This is a genomic window from Cupriavidus sp. F041 (assembly GCF_057814235.1).
Genome location: NZ_JBVASY010000001.1, coordinates 2,767,533 through 2,785,081 on the forward strand (window position 1 = coordinate 2,767,533; position 17,549 = coordinate 2,785,081).

Below are 17,549 nucleotides of genomic sequence, written 5' to 3' on the forward strand. Positions count from 1 at the left end.
CCTCGCACCATCGCTCTGGCCGGCGGTACTTCTGTATAAGGAGATGGGCCTAAGGCTATGCGAGCGCGGTCGGCGGGGCTTCCATCTGACCGAAGAGGGCCATTCTGTTTATCAGGCGGCCGAGAGCTTGCTAAACTCGGTGGAAGAATTCCGGGCGGACATCGGCGCCATACGGCATGAGATTAGCGGCGAGTTGGCAATTGGCGTTGTAGATAACACCATCACCGACGTGCAAGCTCAAATTACGGATGCGATCCGCGCCGTCAAGAAAAAAGGGGGGGATCTCTTTTTGAAAATGGAGATCAAATCCCCAGACGAGATCGAGGCTGCGGTACTTGAGCGGAAAATACATGTTGGCATCGGACCCTTCCGCATAATGCATCCCGGTTTGACGTACCTGCCACTCTACACAGAGAATCTACGTCTTTACTGCAGCCATCTCCACCCTCTTTTCAAATCGGCTCCGAATGACATCAACACAGAGGATTTGCAGAAGCTGGATTACGTTGCGCGGGGTTATATGCGCGAATCCAGGGAGCTGAGCGACGCTAGCAACTTTAAAGTAGCGGCCACCGTCTATCACATGGAAGCCGTCGCGACCCTCGTTTTGTCAGGCAACTTTATCGGCTTCCTTCCGGAGCATTATGCCTTGCAGTGGGTCAAGCAAGACCTGATGCGAGCGATACATCCCGCGCTTCTAAGCCACAGCGCCGAATTCTCGCTTGCGTTGCTAAAAGGTCGTGAACAGACGATGGCTGTGCGAGTATTTGTAGATGCGTTGCAATCTTCTTTATAGCTCAATCGGCGTATGTCAACGTAGCTCCCGAATTTGTCACCCGAGTTCGACGGTATCGCGCGCAAACTCTTGATGCCGAAAGCAGCGATTTTTCTCATGGCGACGTTTGGGAGGGAAGACCATTGGGGACTCGCTCGGAGCATTCCCGAATGCGGCTGGTTGCCGAAGTCCGGCGGTCGCGAGAGGCGACATCTTATGCACAGTTTCAACGGCGGGTGCCGTGACGCGACGCCGCTTTTCGGCGAACGAACGACTCCTTGCTAAGTGAAGTTGCCATGTGAATGTCTCGATGACGCATCGGACGAGTGTCCCCTCGTGGCCGAACTCTGCCGCGTGGGCGGGGCCCGGTAGTAAGCTGGCCCTCCGGCCCCGGCTTGCCGGTGACAAATTTAGTTCGCAACCTGCAAACGCTTGTCCAGCAAGGGCTGGAGCGAACTTGACCGGAATCGCCCGGCGTGTTAACACTTTTACTGCCGCAACGGTGACAGATTTAATGCGGTCTACGACAGACCCTCGATGGGAATCGCGCAAGTACCTCAGAACCGGTTCCGCGATGATCGCTCGGATACCGACAAGCTCGCTTTCGCTTTATGCGTTGTGAAGCGTCCGATACATCAAGGACGGAGCATGAGTCCACCTCAATCAACGAACCTGCAGCAAATCTGCGCCCCCTCGCCCGTGGAAGGACGCGTAAGCTTACGCCTACAATAGGTTACTTGCCGACAAAGGAGTCATCTGTGACCACAATCGACGAGGAAGCGCCCTCTGCACTGAGAGTCGTCCTTACCAAGATCGAACGAGTCCTTCCGCCACATATTCGCGCGACGCTTCGGCCACCGGCCGAGGCGGCAGACTTGGCTGGGCTTGTCTCATCCGTCCCCGAAGTTGGCCAACTGCCAGGCGACCTGTGCGTGCTGTTCTCTTGGCACGATGGGCAGCCATGGAACTCACCGCTCAGCCGAAAGAACAATCGGCGGCTGCTTTCGGTAAGCGAGATAGGGAGAGAGTGTTCGTTCTTTGCTGATCCGACGTCCGACTTCATGGAGCCGTGGAGCCCCTCATGGTTGCCTGTTCTAACCAACGACTCGGGAGACTTCGTTGTGTATGAAACTGCGGGTCCGTCGAGGGGCAAGCTGCTGCACTACTGGCATGACGATCAATCGAGAAGCGTCGCATATTTGTCACTTCAGGAATGGGCCGAGGAACTGCTTTGTGAGCATGAACAATACGAACCCTGACCCCGCCGCCGAGCGGACAACTTCAAGCCAGTTGCGCTATCTGGAAGTCGCCGATCATGCCGAATGTTGAGTGGCACGGGGAGAAAGCGGATGTTGAAATGGCTCAAAAAGCTCGGCGCACCCAGCGTCGGGCCTGATTACAGGCACGTCGATTCGCGCGAGAAAGCTGAAGACTTGTGTAAGCGTGGAGAGCTCATGAAGCTACTGCTCATGCCTCTCGAGCTCGGGGGTGAGGATATTCTGCAGAACACGGTGTACGTGCCGGCCCATGCTGCCGAATCGAAGGCTCGGATCGATCAGCGCACAATCCTGCCACTCGCTCAGAATGGGCAGATTCGCCGCTACTCAGCCACCCCTGAGTACGAGGGCAAGAGTTTCATACCAACCCTGATCCGGATTTCGGCCAGCGATCCGGGTCACTTCGAGGCAATCGTTGCGGTTTGGGGAAAGGCAGTACAGGGACCCGAGGCACCGCAGCCACAGCCTGAAGCACCGTTGCCGGAGTTCGCCCCGGCAGCAGCGTCCCTTGACGGTTTGGGGCCCGAAGATGTGGTTCGTGCTTTCATCGCTGACTATGAAAGATGGAACGATTTCGCCAATCGAGAAAACGCGCAGGATACTCTCAAAGGTATCGATGCTGCGGAATCCGCTTACAACGCGCTGATCTCAAAATATTGCCCGCCAGGGCATCGCCCGCAGCCCGTGTCATTCGGTGACGACTGTTCACACGACAGTCGCGAGGCAATCCTCGGCACCGATTTCGGCGCGGCGAACGCCTGTGTAGTAAGGACGCGCCACACCAAGACGAAGCACAACGTGACTTTCACTTCTGATTACGAGTATCACCTTCACAAAGCAGGTTCCAGGTGGATGCTCGCCGAGTACCGACCGGGATGCGCGGCTGTTCAAGAAGAGCGCGCAGAGCCCAGCTATCCTCTGCTATCAGGGGCACATTCTGATGGAGAGCCGCTCGGGCCTGGTGGTCGAAGCAATCGTGAGTCACGCGGATGGTTGCGCGGAACGTGCGAGCGCTTTGTGGCTGCTCGACTGCATGCCTGGCAGCCATGCCAGGACGATCGGTGCTGACAAAGCTTACGACACGCACGACTTCGTGTAAGACTGCCGGGCGCGCAACTTGACGCCACATGTCGCGCGGAACGACGCTCGTCAAGGCGGCAGCGCAAACGATGGTCGCACGTCGCGACATGTGGGCTACCAGATCAGTCAGGTAATGCGCAAACGCATCGAAGAGCACTTCGGATGGGGAAAGACAGTCGGCCGGCTTCGACAAACGGCTTATTGTGGCCTGCGACGCGTGGACAAACACTTCAAGCTGACGATGGTTGCCAGTAATCTGGCCCGAATCGCCCGAATGCTTGGGGCGGTGCCGCAAGGAACCGCGCGATGAGCCGCAGATGTGCGGATCCCGCACGACGCCATGCTGGCGCGCATCCAAGTTGGGGCGTGCAACAGCACGGCGCGTTAGAGATTCGGCGGCACATCGCATCTCAAGTTGCATTAAACGCCGCTCCAGCCGTCATGGCGGGGGGGCCTTTCAATAGCCTGCTAGGTACCCCACTCGTTCCAGTGCTTCCTTGCCACGGCGAGGTATGCGTCGAAGTTTGCCGTGGACCAGCAGACGATTGAGTTGTCGCGCACGAGCCAGTGCAGATCGTTCGGGCACGCGAGCTTCGTCTTGTCCGCGTTTAGACACCCAGTTGAAAGTGTTTGACGAACGAATCCTCATAGCACTGGACGAATTTTTCCACTGGGACGTTCCAGCGCAACCCCTCAAGAAAGTAAGAGGGCGCCACGCCCTCCGCAATGTACTTGTCTTGGGCAAACGAAGGCACTGGCTAGCTTCAGGATTTCATTGGGGCGGCGCAGTTCGCGAACCTCGCACTTCAGATTTGATGCATTTGGGCTTTGCTGTAGCTGTGCCCGTGCGCTGACCGGTGCCCCGCTCATGCGGGCGAACCCAAGTCAACAAGGTTTGCGCCGCACAGCCGGTCTTTGCTGCGATCGACCCCACGGTAGCCCACTGGGATTCGTGCTTGCCACGACGCTCGAACACCATGCGTACCGCGCGTTCGCGGACCTCCGGGAAGATTTCGCTGACTTCCTCATGATGCCACTCTCTCAATGAGTGGCGCCTCCTCGGAACCCTGGGCGGGTCAGACAGCAGCACGATACGAGGGCGGCTGAAACTGCCACGACTGCCACGGTGATTGGCAGGCACTTCGGCATCCAAGGCCACATTGGCCTGCGCGCGCGGGCTGAGAGGACGCAACGCCCCTGGCGCTCTCACCGGGCCGTTCCGTCCAATGCGGGATCGTACCCAGTTCATCAGCCCCGTAAAGCCTTCGGCTGGAACTGTCCCGCTACTTCCACCATGACGGTTTCCGCCGATCGACGGCACGGTTAATCGGTGCGCCGGCAACTGGACATGTCTCCATCGCCTGTGAACGACGAACATGCACTACCCAAGCCGCCGGTTCCCAAAAAGCCACCGGCCGTGAGGGAGATCGTAGGTAACACAGGGCTGACGAAGCCGCAGTGGGCAAGTCGTTCATGCAAACGAAAGAGCTCATGCGGAAGACAAGGGCGATGAAAGTCGGGTCTGTCACGGACCCCGGCAGGAGGAGACAACGTGCCAAATAGTAGAAGCAATGCGTCCGAATTATGGAATGAGGATCTGGCGCCGACGCCACCGGATCATCGAACATGGCGTTGGCATCATTACGCCGCCCTATGGACGGGAATGGTTATGTGCATCCCCGTCTATGTACTTGCCGCGGGGTTGATAGAACAGGGATTCTCCGCGCTGCAAGCCGTGGAAATAGTGTTGCTCGGCAATGCACTCATCCTGATTCCCATGGTGTTGATCGGCCATTCGGGTACTCGCTATCGCATTCCGTTTGCGGTCGTCGTTCGGTCCTCGTTCGGAGTTAGGGGAAGCAAGCTTCCGGCGCTTCTTCGCGCCATCATCGCCTGCGGGTGGTTCGGGATTCAGTGCTGGGTTGGCGGAAGCGCGATCTATGCGATCGGAAACATACTCCTTCACGGGGCCTTGGTCGGGCCCAAGATCGGTTGGCTGGGTATCGATGTCGGCCAATCGATCTGCTTTCTCGTCTTCTGGGCCATGCATCTCTACTTCATCGCGCGCGGTCCGGAGTCGATTCGCTGGATCGAGACATACAGCGCGCCCGTCAAGGTATTGATCGTACTCGCCTTGCTCTGGTGGGCGTACTCCCGCGCTGGTGGCTTCGGGACGATGCTCTTCGCGCCGTCGCAGTTTGCCATCGGTGGCCAGAAGGCTGGGAAGTTCTGGGAGGCGTTCTGGCCGTCCTTCACGGCGATGGTCGGCCTCTGGTCGACCCTTGCGATGAATATTCCGGACTTCACGCGCTTTGCGAAGACGCAAGGGGATCAGTACGTCGGCCAAGCTATCGGATTGCCTGTCCCGATGACAGCCCTGGCATTCGTCGGCGTGGCGGTGACGTCGGCCACGGTATCCATCTACGGCAAGGCCATCTGGGATCCGATCGATCTCGCCAGCCGGATGGAGGGTATCGCGGTGGCGATCGGACTCGCGATCATCACGCTCGACACCCTGTGCGTCAATCTGGCTGCCAACACCGTCGGCCCCGCATACGACTTCTCGGCCATCTTTCCGCGGCATGTCAATTTCAGCCGGGGAGGCTACATCACCGCCGTGATCGGCGTGGTGATCATGCCATGGAAGTTGATTGAATCGACGCAAGGTTACATCTTCACGTGGTTGATCGGCTATGGCGCGCTTTTGGGCCCAGTGCTCGGCATCATGCTTGCCGACTACTGGTTGATCCGGCGTGGAAGACTCAACGTCGACGACCTGTTCAAGGCCCATGGTCAATATCAATACAGGAACGGCTGGAATCCCGCCGCGATTGCCGCGTTTGTCATTGCCGTCCTTCCCAATATTCCAGGATTTTTCGCTGTCGCCTTTCCCCGGCAATTCGAGTGGGTTCCGAGCGGATTTAGGGAGATTTATCACTACGCGTGGTTCATCGGCGTGTTCGTTTCCATGTTGGTCTACATGTCGCTGATGGCAGGTGAGCGCCAGCGCCAGCGACAGCAGGCTGAACTCCCGTTGGGACAGGTGTAAGCGATGCGGCCACTACGCGATTCCCTCATGTTCCCAATGCCCTATGCGAACGCCATCCCCCCGGCATTGCCGCTGCGCGGTGAAGACGCCAAGACACAAGGAAGGAAAGCCATGTCCAAGATCCCGCTCTGCATTCTCATAGGGGCGCTTGCCGGACTGTCCGGCGATCCCGCGAAAGCGGCCGACTGGAGTGACGCCTGGATCGGCTACCAGTTCCAAAGCAATATGCACGAACCAAGCGTGACATCGGGCATCAACAAGAACGTCATCGAGCTGGGATATCTCAGTGCCGACCGTCTCGGTACCAACATGGCGATCATCGATAGCTACTTTTCGGATTCGTGTTACCCCGCTGCGCCGGACAACCCGCCCTTCGCGGCCGGTCAAGCGTGCCACGGCACGGGATCGCTGTCGGTGTACGCGGTGCTGAGACGGTCGTTTAGTCTGTCGGCCTTAAGCGGCACATCGTTCGCCTTCGGCCCCGTGCGCGATGTGTCTGTCACCGGCGGTGTGGCATATGGCGCTGAAAACACGGTCGGGGCGATGCGCCCATTAAAGTTCACCTTGGGGCCAACGTTCAATTTCAATGTGCCGGGCGGCTTCGTCGACGTGGGCATCTGGCTTTACAAGGAATACAACCATAACGGTTATATCTCCGATCCGGCGGCGGCTTCGGTGTCATTTCGTCCGACATACGACCTGAACATTTGCTGGAGCGTGCCGCTTGGCCAGTATGTGAGCTTCACCGGGTATGGCGATGTCATTGGCCCCAAGGGTCCGGAGCTCTTCGCCCAGTTCACGGGAAAAGATTCGAAAACCGAGATCCATTTCTTTCCGAAGTTGATGTTCGATGCTAGCGGATTCCTGTTCAACAAAAAGGGTTTCGTGAAAGTTGGCTTCGGGCTTGAACTCTGGCGCAACAAGTACGGCGCGACGGCTTCAAGCGGGGCGAACTCGGCGGCGCCGACTGTCATTGCGGAGATTCACCTGTAATGACGACGCGGACGTTCCCGCCCACGGAGACGACATCATGGCACTGAAGCGAGTCCTGGTAGTGGGTGGCAGTGTTGCGGGCCTGCGCGCGGTCGAAACACTGCGGCAGCAAGGCTATGACGGCGAGCTGTTTCTGATTGGCGCCGAGCCTCACCTGCCGTACGACAGGCCCCCGCTGTCTAAGCAGGTGCTGACCGGTGAGATCGAGGTGCACCAATTGCCGTACCGCGACGACGCCTGGTTTGCGCAGAACAATGTTGAATTGTGTCTCGGGCGCGAAGCGAAGGCGCTCGATCTCGGGGCCAGTCGCGTTCAGGTGGGATCTCGCTGGCTCGCGTACGACGGTCTGATTCTAGCCACGGGCTCTCGTCCGAGCGACCTGCCCACGCGAGGGCGGTTGGCTGGCATCTACACGCTGCGCACACTCGACGACGCATTGGCAATCAAGGCGCAGATCCTTCCGGGCAAGCGTGTGGTGATCATCGGCTCGGGCTTCATCGGTGCGGAGGTCGCGTCGAGCGCCGCCGCTTGCGGTGCCCAAGTCACCATTCTCGAAGCGTCGCCTGCGCCGTTGGTACGCGCCGTTGGCTCCCGCCTCGGCGATGCTTTGGGGAAGATCCATGACGAACATGGGGTGTCGCTGGTATGCAATGCCCGTGTAGTCGGATTCGGCGGCAGGACGCAAGTCACGACGGTGCGTATCGAGGATGGATGGACCTTTCCGGCCGATCTGGTCGTGATCGGGGTCGGCGTGGTCCCGAACGTGGAGTGGCTAGTTGCGTCGGGACTGAGGATCGCCAACGGCCTGATCTGCGACGAAACACTCAACGTTGGTCACGCCGCCGTGTTTGCGGCGGGTGACATGGTGTCGTGGCCGAACCGGTGGTCAGGCGGCATGGTCCGGGGCGAGCAATGGATGGTCGCTGCGGACCAGGGGCGACACGCGGCGTCCAACTTGTTGCTCGGACGCTCGCGGGCAACTCCGTTCTCGACCATTCCCTATTTCTGGTCGGACCAATATGGGTGCCGCATTCAAGCTGCTGGACGTACCGACATCGGCGAGATGGTGACGCTCTCGGGAGACGAATTCTCACGACCGTTCGTGGCGCTGTACCGGCATCTCGGCAAGTTTGTCGGTGCGATCGCCGTGAATGCGCCGAAGGCATTTGCGGTCTTGCGACAGCAGCTTCAACAGCATGCGGAAGTCGAGCACGCGATATCGATGGTCCGCAAGCATCTACCGGCAACGAATTGGAAGGAAAGGAGGAAATTACGATGATCAAAATTGAGGTGGATCAATCGATCTGTTGCGGATCGAAGATGTGCGTCACGCTCGCGCCGCAGGCCTTCGAGCTACTCGACGTAGGCATGGTCGGGGTCTTGCCGAACGCGGCTAGTACCCCGCTCGAACTCTTGTTGAAAGCGGCAAAGAGTTGCCCGACACAATGCATCGCGCTGTTTCGCGATGACGAAGAACTTAAGCTCTACTAATTCCAGAGGAGACACTCATGACTCAAAACTGGCTCAGCGCCAAGCTGCCCTACCATCCGCCGCAATGGATCGAACCGTCCGACATGATCGATCCCGGCAATCCTTGCAAGCCGCCGGAATACCGCACGCTGAAGCCGCTATCTCGGCCCGATGCGCTTTATGACCTCGGCTCGACGGCCGACACCTGGAAGTACTTTTGGCACCCGGTCGCGACCCTCAAGGAATTTCGCTCGCACGCACACGGCGGAAAGGGACCGATGTCGACGATGTTGCTGGGGCAACGCCTCGTCGTTGCGGAACTTGGCGGAAGGATCTGCGCGTTCGACGACCGCTGCGCGCACCGGGGCGCGTCTCTCGGGCTGGGATGGGTGGAGGGCGACCAACTCCGGTGCCGCTACCACGGATGGTGCTATGACAATGCCGGAAAATGCACCGAAATTCCCACGCTGGCCGAGAGCGATCCGATTCCCGCGCGTGCCAAAGTCAGGGAGTACGACTGCGAAGTTCGATACGACCTGATCTGGGTGAGGCTCACACCGGGTGCGGACACCTCGATCCCGAATTTCCCGGCGTGGAGCGATACGACTATGACGTGTCACGCGGGAGAGCCCTATCTGTGGCCCGTCTCAGCCGGCCGCCGCATCGAGAATTTCATCGACGTCACTCATCTCGCATTCGGACATCAGGGCACGCTGGGGGGGCCGCCCAACACACGCTTCAAGCCTTATCCCATCGAGCAGAAGGGCGGGCGTCTCGAATTTCTCAATGACACGTTTCTGGCATTCAACCCGGGTGATGCCACGTATGGGCCGCCAAACAGTCCTGAGTCGGTGATGCTCGCTCCGGCCGAGTATCAGGTCATCCTGCCGTTCACGATGGTCATTTCGTTCCGATGGTCTGAAGCCAAGGATACCCAGCTCTTCATGCATGCCACGCCGATCGATGCGGAGAACTGCCGTAGTTACTGGTTCACCTGTCTCACGTCGGACGGCTCGTCGGCGGAAGAGCATCTAGCGCTCCAGTCGATCGTACTAACGGAAGACCTGCCGCTCGTCGCGTCGCACAGCCCGCGAGCCATTGGTGAGCCGCACGAGGAGGTCTCTGTCCCGGGGGACAAGTCCGACATCATCTGGCGCAAGCGTATGCGTGAACTCGCAAACGCCGCAAAGGAAGGACCGGAGGCGCTCAGCCGTGCCTTGCACGAAGAAGGAACCTACTGATCGGTCGCGCCGATCCGCAATCCGAATGCGCAGGAGAATGTGAATGAAAGAAAATCAGAAGAGGTATCTCGTTGCAACGGACGTCGGGGGTACCTGTACCGACACCATCGTCTTCGCAGACGGTGAGCCGGTACGTATGGGAAAGGCGTTGTCGACGCCGCCACACTTCGCCGATGGCGTGCTGGATTCCATTCGATCGGTGGCCCGGGCGATGGACCTCTCGCTCGAAACTTTGCTTGCCCGGACCAAACTGTTTATCCACGGATCGACCGTGGTGGACAACGCGATCCTGACACGGGATGGTGCCAGAACGGGGTTGATTACCACGCGTGGCTTCGAGGACACGGTGCTGGTCACGCGAGGCGCTTATGGTCGTTGGGGTGGGCTAACTGAAGACCGCCTGAAGCATCCGGTCAAAACCGAGAGGGAGGCTCCCCTGGTCGATCCCGACTGCATCGTCGGCATTGCAGAACGCGCAGATTACAAAGGCGCGATGCTCAGGGAGGCCGACGACACGGAAGTCGAGCAGGCCATCCGTTGGCTGATCGAAGAACGGCAGGTGGAGTCGATCGCGGTATCCTTCCTGTGGTCATTCTATAACCCCGCGAACGAAGTCAAGGTCCGGGAGATGGTAGCGCGCTTGGCACCGCAGGCCTACTGTACGTTGTCGAGTGAAATTGCGCCAACGCCTGGCGAATACGAGCGCACCTCGACGACCGTGATCAACGCCTATGCCGGGCGCGTGACAAAAGCGTATATCAATAGTCTCGAAGGTCTGTTGCGATCTTCCGGATATGACGGCCCGGTCATGATCATGCAGGGGTATGGTGGACTGCTGCCCGCGCACGAAGCGGCGGAACGTTCGATAGGCATGCTCGAGTGCGGACCGGCGGCTGGCGTCATCGGCAGCCGCGCGCTTGGCGAGCAGCTCGGCCACCCCGATGTTATTGCCACCGACATGGGTGGGACGACCTTCAAGGTCAGCGTCATTCAGAACGGCGAGATTGAGTACGCACGTGAACCGATGGTGGACAGGTTTCACTACGTCCAACCAAAGATTGAAGTGGTTTCACTTGGCGCCGGCGGGGGCTCGATCATTTCGCTAGAGCCGGGCAGCAATGCGCCGCGCGTCGGTCCGCGTTCGGCGGGGTCGCGCCCCGGCCCGGTCTGCTATGGCCTGGGCGGAGAGGAGCCGACGCTCACCGACGTGTTCATGCTGATCGGCTACATGGATCCGGAAATATTCCTGGGTGGCACCATGGTGCTCGACAAGGCCCGTGCCTGGCGCGTGTTCGAGGAAAAGATCGCGCGGCCGCTTGGCATGCCGGTCGAACAGGCAGCGTTCGGTATCTATCGCGTCGCCGCCGCCCAGTTCACCGACCTGATCCGGGAGATTACCGTCGAGCGGGGCCTGGATCCGCGAGATTTCGTGTTGCACGCCTTCGGTGGCAGTTGCGGCATGGTGTGCGGCCTGTTCGGTGGCGAGCTCAATGTGAAGCAGATCGTGGTGCCCTATACGGCCTCCGTCAACTGCGCCTTCGGTCTCGTGTCTGCGGACATCGTGCATGAATACGCGACCACAAAGCACTTGCCGATGCCCTCGGCGGCTGCGGCAATCAATGCGATTTTCGAGCCGATGGTGGCGAAGGCATTGGGCGATCTGAAGGCCGAGGGCTTCGAGGATTCCCGGGTGCAGCTCGATTGGTCGGCTGACCTCCGCTATTCGCGGCAGGTCCACGAGGTCACGACGCCCTTGCGCAGTACGACGCCTCTCGACGAGGCTGGCGTACGAAAGCTGGCAAGCGATTTCGAGGCGATCTATGAACGCAAGTACGGCAAGGGCTCGGCCTATCGCGAAGCGGGGATCGAGATGACGCAGTTCCGGCTGACCGCCCGTGGCCTGATGGAGCGGCTAAAGCTGGAGCCCATCGCACTCGCCTCGGCGGACGCCAGTGCAGCGCGCATTGCGCGCCGTCCGATCTTCGTGGAAGCCGCCGGCGCCATGGTGGAGTCGGATATCTACGACTTCGAACGTCTCAGGCCCGGCAACGTGGTCCTCGGACCCGCCGTCATCCATACGCCGATTACGACAATCGTCCTGCAAGCGAACCAGCGAGGGACAGTCGATGGATTCCGCAATGTCATCATCAATGTCAACTGACGCCAAAGGGCAGATTATGGACCCGATTACGTTTTCAATTATTCGGCACCGCTTGTTTCGGGTCGTCGAAGAAGCGGTCATCACGCTTAAGCATGTGTCCGGCACCGCCATCACCAACGAGGGGCACGATCTGATGGTGTCGCTGTATCGGCCCGACGGCTCGCTCCTGATGGGCGGGGTCGGCTTCCTGCATCATTTGACAAGCGCAGCCGAAGCGTGCAAGGCGGTGATTCGACGATTTGACGGGGATATCAACGAGGGCGATCTGTTCCTCTTGAACGACCCGTTCACAGCGGCGCTGCATACATCGGACGTCTATCTCGTTTCACCGATCCACCATGAGGGACAGCTTATCGCGTGGAGCGCATGTTTTGTTCATGTCTATGACATCGGCGCCATGAACCCGGGCGGCTTTGCGCCCGATGCGCGCGACATCTTTGCGGAGGGGTTCAGTTCTCCGGGCATCAAGCTCGTGGATCGCGGCCTGCTGCGGCAGGATGTATGGGACACGATCCTGAATATGGTGCGCGGCCCCGAAATGGTTGCCCTTGATCTACGTTCGATGATTGCGTGCAACAACGTCGCCCGTGATCGCGTATTGGCCCTGGTCGGTAAGTACGGGCCAGCGACATTCGATGAGGCGTGCTTGACCTTGATCGCGCAGTCGGAGGAACGTCTGCGTGCCCGCTTGCGCGAGTTGCCCGACGGCGTGTGGCAGTCGCGGCAATATTTCGATGTCAAGGGTGAAACTTTCAAGGTCGCGCTTGAGATGACGAAGAAGGGCGATGCGCTGGTTTTTGATTTCACCGGTTCGTCTCCTCAATCGAAGTACCCGGTGAATTGCACGAAGTGGGCTGCGCTGGGCGGCTTGTTCGCGCCGCTGTTTCCGCTGCTGTGCTACGACATTACATGGAACGAAGGCGTGATTCGGCCGATCACCATGATCACGCCCGAGGCGAGCATCGTGAATTGCGCGCGTCCGGCACCGACATCGGTGGCGACTGTGGGTGCCATCCAGTCGGTAAATAACGCAGCGTGTGGCACGATCGGGAAGATGCTGGCTGCTAGCGACAAGTATGCCGGGGAGGCTACGGCGGTCTGGCACGCCAATCACTTTGCGCTCTTCATGTTCGGCACCAATCAACGCGGCGGGCAGTCGATCGGCATCCTGACGGAAACGTTCGCGGGTGCGGGCGGAGCGCGCACGTTCGGCGACGGTGTGGATATCGGTGGTGAGATTCCGAATCCGATTTCACGAATGGCGAACGTAGAAACGATCGAGGCTTCGTTTCCCGTGCGGTACCTGTTCCGCCGGCGACTGAAGGATTCCGGAGGTCCGGGTAGATTCCGGGGGGGAACCGGGGGCGAGATGGCGATTGTCCCCCACGATGGGCCGGACGGCGGGCTTCACTATGTGCTGTCCGGCAAGGGTGCGAGCTTTCCGCAGAGCGAGGGTCTGGCCGGCGGCTATCCCGGCGGGATCAACGATTACGTGTGGGTGCATGCGCCGGAAGGCGTCGATCCGGCACGGAAGTTTGCACAGAGTCTCGATGCCATTCCGGGCGAACCAGAGTCAATCAGTTGGGGCGTCTTTCCGCTCATGGGCGACGACGCGCTTTACTTGCGCTGGGATGGCGGGGGCGGGGTTGGCGATCCGCTTGAGCGCGCGCCGTATCAGGTTCTGCACGACGTGGCCGGCGGCACGATTTCGAAGCGCGCGGCGCGCGATGTCTACGGTGTTGTGCTGGAGGGCGGCGAGATCGACAGTCGGCGGACGTCCGAACAACGGGCAAGCTTGCGTAAAGAGCGTACCGAAATGGAGGTGGGACGATGAGCAAACAACGGATTTCGGAAACCCTGGTGAGGGACGGTAACCGCACGGCCTGCCGTGAATGCGGACATTGGTTGGCGCAGGCGGGAACGGCATGGAAACCGCATGCGAGTTTGACGACCGTGCCGGTGAAGGATTTGCCAGGGGCGCCTTCCGCAGCAAATGCGATCGTTGTGTTGCGGAGATTTTCGTGCCCGGAATGTGGCAGCCTTCTCGATACCGAGACTGCCATGCCGGATGACCCATTCCTCAACGACGTGCTTGCCGTGTAGTGCTAGGCGGTGATACGCCAAGCCGGCGCGTGCGCCACCCGCGCCGGTCGAGGATCCCCGAAAACCTCTCGTGCGCGGCGACTCACGCCTTCACGCGCACAGAACCATCCATCCCTTCAGCAGAGTTATCGTCATGCACGACATCAGCATTCGCCCTCACATTATTGATCGGGTCCTCGCACGCCGTGGTCGCGTGCATTGGTTCGATCGAATCGATCCCGCGCGCGCCGCGCTGGTTATCATCGACATGCAGCATCTGTTTTGCGAGGCGGGGGCGCCCGGCGAGGTTCCAGGCGCCCGAGCCATCGTTCCTGGTATCAATCAGTTGACGCGTAGTTTGCGTCAACTGGGGGTGCCGATCGTATGGGTATTGCACGCCAATGCGCGTATCGGCGATAGGAGCGACTGGGAAATGTTCTTCGACAATATCGTGGCGAAGGACGTCAAGGCTAGGACGATCGAAAGCCTGACGCCCGGGGCTCAGACGGTCTGGCCCGGCCTCGAGACCGCGCCCGGCGACCTGACAATATTCAAGACGCGCTATAGCGCCCTGATTCCCGGTTCGTCCTCGCTGGAGCGTACGATGCGATCGCTCGGCATCGACACGCTATTGATCGCCGGAACGAAGACCAACGTCTGTTGTGAGTCGACTGTGCGTGACGGCATGATGCTGGACTTCAATATGGTGATGGTATCCAACTGCTGCGCGGCACTGTCCGACGAGGAACATCAGTCATCGCTGGAAACGATCATCCAGCAATTCGGCGATGTGCTCACCAGCGGGGAAGTTCTCGAGCGGATGCGCTGACTTCAGCGCCGGCGGTCGCTGCTGTCTGGATGAAGCTAGCTTATGCCTTGACCCGTGCAGGTGGCTTCACTTGTGCGGGCGCTTTCCTTGCGTTGATGTCCATCGACAGACCGGTCCACAACATGTCCGCCAGAACATCGAGGTGTTCGTCGTTGTCGAACTGGCAACCGCGGAACTCCTTGTTGCATATGGTCTGGTGGATCGCCATCATGATCACGGCATAGCGTGTCAGGGTGGCCTTCCGCGCGTTGCCTTCGAAGCGGGCGAGATGATTCTCCAGGAGAGTCGCGTATCGGCGTCCGCGTTCGAGATAGGAGGCAGAGGCGTCGGGATCGACGGAGGTCATCAACTGGGAACCAACATCAAACGCGACCTTCTGCTTGCTCGTCAGGGCGACCCATTGATTCAGCCATGCCCGTACATCCCGCCATGTGGGATTGACCATTTGGTTGAGCGCCAGCATGACTTCCCGGATATCTGGTTCGGCTCTTAGGATCACGATACTGGCGAGGTCCACCTTGCTCTTGAAATGCAGGTAGAAGGTCGTGCGGTTCGTGCCCGCCCTGGTTGCAATCTGCTCGATCGTGGCGTTGCTGAAGCCGACTTCATCGAAAATCTGCAGTGCAGCGTCGAGCAAACGTTCACGCGTCTGTTGCTTGTAGGCCTCCCGAAGCGAAGGCCGGCCATTCGACTTTGCCGACGGTACGTCTTTCTTGCCTTTGGGTGATATCGCCATTTCGATCACGGTTTCCGAAGATTCTGAGGAGCGTCGTCGCCTCAAGCAAGCCCTTGTCACGACATGTGTTCATTGAATGAACCTCGGTCTGAAGGTTACCCGCAAAGGGGCCGGACCTCAAGCGTATCGACACTGAGTCGCGTCGGTTGCCGTGCTCCTGCGTCTCGCGGCTACCTGCAGCAGGTCGCCGCAATGCGGTAGAAACCAATTTGGCGCGACACATGTTGTTTAATGTACTATAGTACAGTGAATTGTCGTGCGTTATTTTCAAGGGCGAGCTGAGTCTCGCGAGGGTACCAGCAGGTATCTGGCAGAAAACGGAATCTTGAAGAGATAGCCCTATGCCGCAGCTTTATGCAATCGACACGCACATTCCCGGCGCGCTTTCGGCTCACAGGGAATCCTCGTTGCTGGATGATTTGCGCGTCGAGCGGCAGCGGGGGATCAGCTTGGTTGAACAGATCGTCGGCAAGCTTGATCGGCTCGTGGAGTCCGGGCATCTGAAGCCGGGCACCAAAACGCCCTCGGTCAGGGAGTGGCGAAGGCCTTGGGGGTAAGCAAGTTTACAATCACGGAGGCTTACGAAATTCTCGTTTCTCGCCGGGTACTCAACTCCCGCCCGGGTTCGGGCTATTTTGTCGGTTCACGCTCCGCGCAGGTTCCGCCGCTCCACGACGCGCCCGCCAGGTTGCGGCTTGCCGGCGACGGCGATAGTCCCTGGACTTCCGTGGAGGTCTGGAACGAGCAACCGAACATGTTGCCCGCGGGGTGCGGCTGGCTTCCGCCCGAGTGGTGCAGCGAAAGCCTGCTGCTGCAGGCGCTCCGCCAGGCGACGAAAATGCCGGCACAGCGGCTCGTCGGCTATGGTCATCCGCTTGGCTTTCGGCGGTTGAGGCAAATCCTGGCGCGTGATTTCAGCGAGCGCTTCTGCCCCGTTTCCCCCGATCAGATTGTGCTGACGAACGGCGTAACACATGGGCTGGACCTCGTGATGCGCAAGCTCGTGCGTGCGGGCGATACGGTGCTGGTGGAAGATCCGGGATATTTTTGCTTCCACGATCTCCTGCGCAATTCGGGCATCAATGTCGTGGGCGTTCCCCGTACCGGTGACGGACTTGATGTGGATGCGCTTGCACGGTTGGCAGGATTGCACCGCCCGAAAGCCATCGTCATCAACACGGCACAGCAGAACCCGTTATCCACGACGCTTTCCATGGCCAATGCACACCGCATCATCGCATTGGCGGAGCAGTACGACTTCTGGATCGTCGAGGACGATACCTTTCGGGATCTTAGCGGCCCATCGGATGCCTCGCTCGCCGCGCTCGATGGTCTTAACCGCGTGGTATGTATTGGTGGATTTTCAAAGACGATTGCGCCATCGCTGCGAGTGGGCTATATCCTGTCCCCGGACGGGCTGGTATCAGATCTGCTGAATATGAAAATGATCAGCGGCCTAACAACGTCCGAGCTCAACGAGCGCTGCGTATTCGAGGTGCTGTCGGACCCCAGTCACCGTCGCTATATCGATCGTTTGCGCACGCGCTTATCCAACGACCGGGAACGGTTTCTCGGCACGCTCGCAGAGCTTCGCATGGCGCCCCTGGCGGCGCCTCGCGGTGGCATGTTCGTGAGCGCCGGGTGGCAGGTTGCGCCGAGTCCGGCGTTCAACGGACAGACGGTTGTCGATGCCGGGAGACGTGCGGGAATCGCACTCGCATCCGGCGACCGATTTCGGGTCGATACAGCTCCCGATTCCGTCTGGTTCAGGTTCAATGTCGCATACTGCGATTCGCCGGAACTCCACGCCTTTCTTGGCGATATGTCGGCCATTGCCCTGGACCGCTGAATCCGGC

General features: G+C 59.5%; 15 protein-coding genes and 2 pseudogenes. 14 read left to right on the forward strand and 3 right to left on the reverse strand.

What is annotated here, in order from left to right; all coding sequences use genetic code 11:
* Positions 1-43: 43 nt before the first annotated feature.
* The 3 genes and pseudogenes from ACZY0R_RS12605 to ACZY0R_RS12615 form a co-directional block, all read left to right on the forward strand.
* Positions 44-796, forward strand: coding sequence for a LysR family transcriptional regulator (locus ACZY0R_RS12605; protein ID WP_488858710.1), 753 nt, complete (start codon positions 44-46; stop codon positions 794-796).
* A gap of 737 nt (positions 797-1,533) precedes the next feature.
* Entirely contained in the window at positions 1,534-2,034 is a 501-nt protein-coding gene (locus tag ACZY0R_RS12610; RefSeq protein WP_488858712.1) for an SMI1/KNR4 family protein, read from the forward strand.
* Between the two features lie 880 nt (positions 2,035-2,914).
* Positions 2,915-3,442: pseudogene (locus ACZY0R_RS12615) on the forward strand (transposase); the annotation flags it as partial.
* A gap of 298 nt (positions 3,443-3,740) precedes the next feature.
* On the opposite strand, the gene ACZY0R_RS12620 reads toward ACZY0R_RS12615, so the two are convergent.
* The gene (locus tag ACZY0R_RS12620) at positions 3,741-3,887 is read right to left on the reverse strand and encodes a nucleotidyltransferase-like protein (protein WP_488858714.1); all 147 of its coding nucleotides are present in this window, start codon (positions 3,885-3,887) and stop codon (positions 3,741-3,743) included.
* Positions 3,871-4,111 (reverse strand): annotated as a pseudogene (locus tag ACZY0R_RS12625) (transposase); the annotation flags it as partial. The pseudogene ACZY0R_RS12625 and the gene ACZY0R_RS12620, both read right to left, overlap by 17 nt.
* 573 nt (positions 4,112-4,684) lie before the next feature.
* Between ACZY0R_RS12625 and ACZY0R_RS12630 the strand changes: the two are divergent.
* The 9 genes from ACZY0R_RS12630 to ACZY0R_RS12670 all read left to right on the forward strand — a co-directional run bounded on the left by ACZY0R_RS12630 (position 4,685) and on the right by ACZY0R_RS12670 (position 14,957).
* Positions 4,685-6,181: an NCS1 family nucleobase:cation symporter-1 gene (locus ACZY0R_RS12630; protein WP_488858716.1), complete on the forward strand. Its 1,497-nt coding sequence runs from the start codon at positions 4,685-4,687 to the stop codon at positions 6,179-6,181.
* Positions 6,182-6,208: 27 nt separating this feature from the next.
* Positions 6,209-7,174 (forward strand): hypothetical protein, encoded by a 966-nt coding sequence (locus tag ACZY0R_RS12635; protein ID WP_488858718.1) that lies wholly within the window; start codon positions 6,209-6,211, stop codon positions 7,172-7,174.
* A gap of 37 nt (positions 7,175-7,211) precedes the next feature.
* Positions 7,212-8,453, forward strand: a complete 1,242-nt coding sequence (locus ACZY0R_RS12640) for an NAD(P)/FAD-dependent oxidoreductase (RefSeq protein WP_488858719.1) — start codon at positions 7,212-7,214, stop codon at positions 8,451-8,453.
* Positions 8,450-8,665: a ferredoxin gene (locus tag ACZY0R_RS12645; protein WP_488858720.1), complete on the forward strand. Its 216-nt coding sequence runs from the start codon at positions 8,450-8,452 to the stop codon at positions 8,663-8,665. Before ACZY0R_RS12640 ends, ACZY0R_RS12645 begins: the two co-directional genes overlap by 4 nt.
* Positions 8,666-8,682: 17 nt before the next feature.
* Positions 8,683-9,885: a Rieske 2Fe-2S domain-containing protein gene (locus ACZY0R_RS12650; protein WP_488858721.1), complete on the forward strand. Its 1,203-nt coding sequence runs from the start codon at positions 8,683-8,685 to the stop codon at positions 9,883-9,885.
* Between the two features lie 43 nt (positions 9,886-9,928).
* Complete coding sequence (locus ACZY0R_RS12655; protein WP_488858722.1) at positions 9,929-12,046, forward strand: hydantoinase/oxoprolinase family protein; 2,118 nt, start codon at positions 9,929-9,931, stop codon at positions 12,044-12,046.
* Entirely contained in the window at positions 12,024-13,880 is a 1,857-nt protein-coding gene (locus ACZY0R_RS12660) for a hydantoinase B/oxoprolinase family protein (protein ID WP_488858723.1), read from the forward strand. Before ACZY0R_RS12655 ends, ACZY0R_RS12660 begins: the two co-directional genes overlap by 23 nt.
* Positions 13,877-14,149, forward strand: a complete 273-nt coding sequence (locus tag ACZY0R_RS12665) for an acetone carboxylase subunit gamma (protein WP_488858724.1) — start codon at positions 13,877-13,879, stop codon at positions 14,147-14,149. Before ACZY0R_RS12660 ends, ACZY0R_RS12665 begins: the two co-directional genes overlap by 4 nt.
* A 133-nt stretch (positions 14,150-14,282) precedes the next feature.
* A complete protein-coding gene (locus ACZY0R_RS12670) occupies positions 14,283-14,957 on the forward strand; it encodes an isochorismatase family protein (protein ID WP_488858725.1) in 675 nt (224 codons plus the stop codon).
* Between the two features lie 40 nt (positions 14,958-14,997).
* Here the strand turns inward: ACZY0R_RS12670 and ACZY0R_RS12675 are convergent, their stop codons facing one another.
* Positions 14,998-15,693 (reverse strand): TetR/AcrR family transcriptional regulator, encoded by a 696-nt coding sequence (locus ACZY0R_RS12675; protein WP_488859668.1) that lies wholly within the window; start codon positions 15,691-15,693, stop codon positions 14,998-15,000.
* 341 nt (positions 15,694-16,034) lie between these two features.
* On the opposite strand from ACZY0R_RS12675, the gene ACZY0R_RS12680 reads away from it, so the two are divergent.
* Together ACZY0R_RS12680 and ACZY0R_RS12685 are read left to right on the forward strand one after the other, a co-directional pair.
* A complete protein-coding gene (locus ACZY0R_RS12680; RefSeq protein WP_488858726.1) occupies positions 16,035-16,250 on the forward strand; it encodes a hypothetical protein in 216 nt (71 codons plus the stop codon).
* Positions 16,241-17,542 (forward strand): aminotransferase-like domain-containing protein, encoded by a 1,302-nt coding sequence (locus ACZY0R_RS12685; RefSeq protein WP_488858727.1) that lies wholly within the window; start codon positions 16,241-16,243, stop codon positions 17,540-17,542. The genes ACZY0R_RS12680 and ACZY0R_RS12685 overlap by 10 nt, the downstream gene beginning before the upstream one ends.
* Positions 17,543-17,549 lie beyond the last annotated feature (7 nt).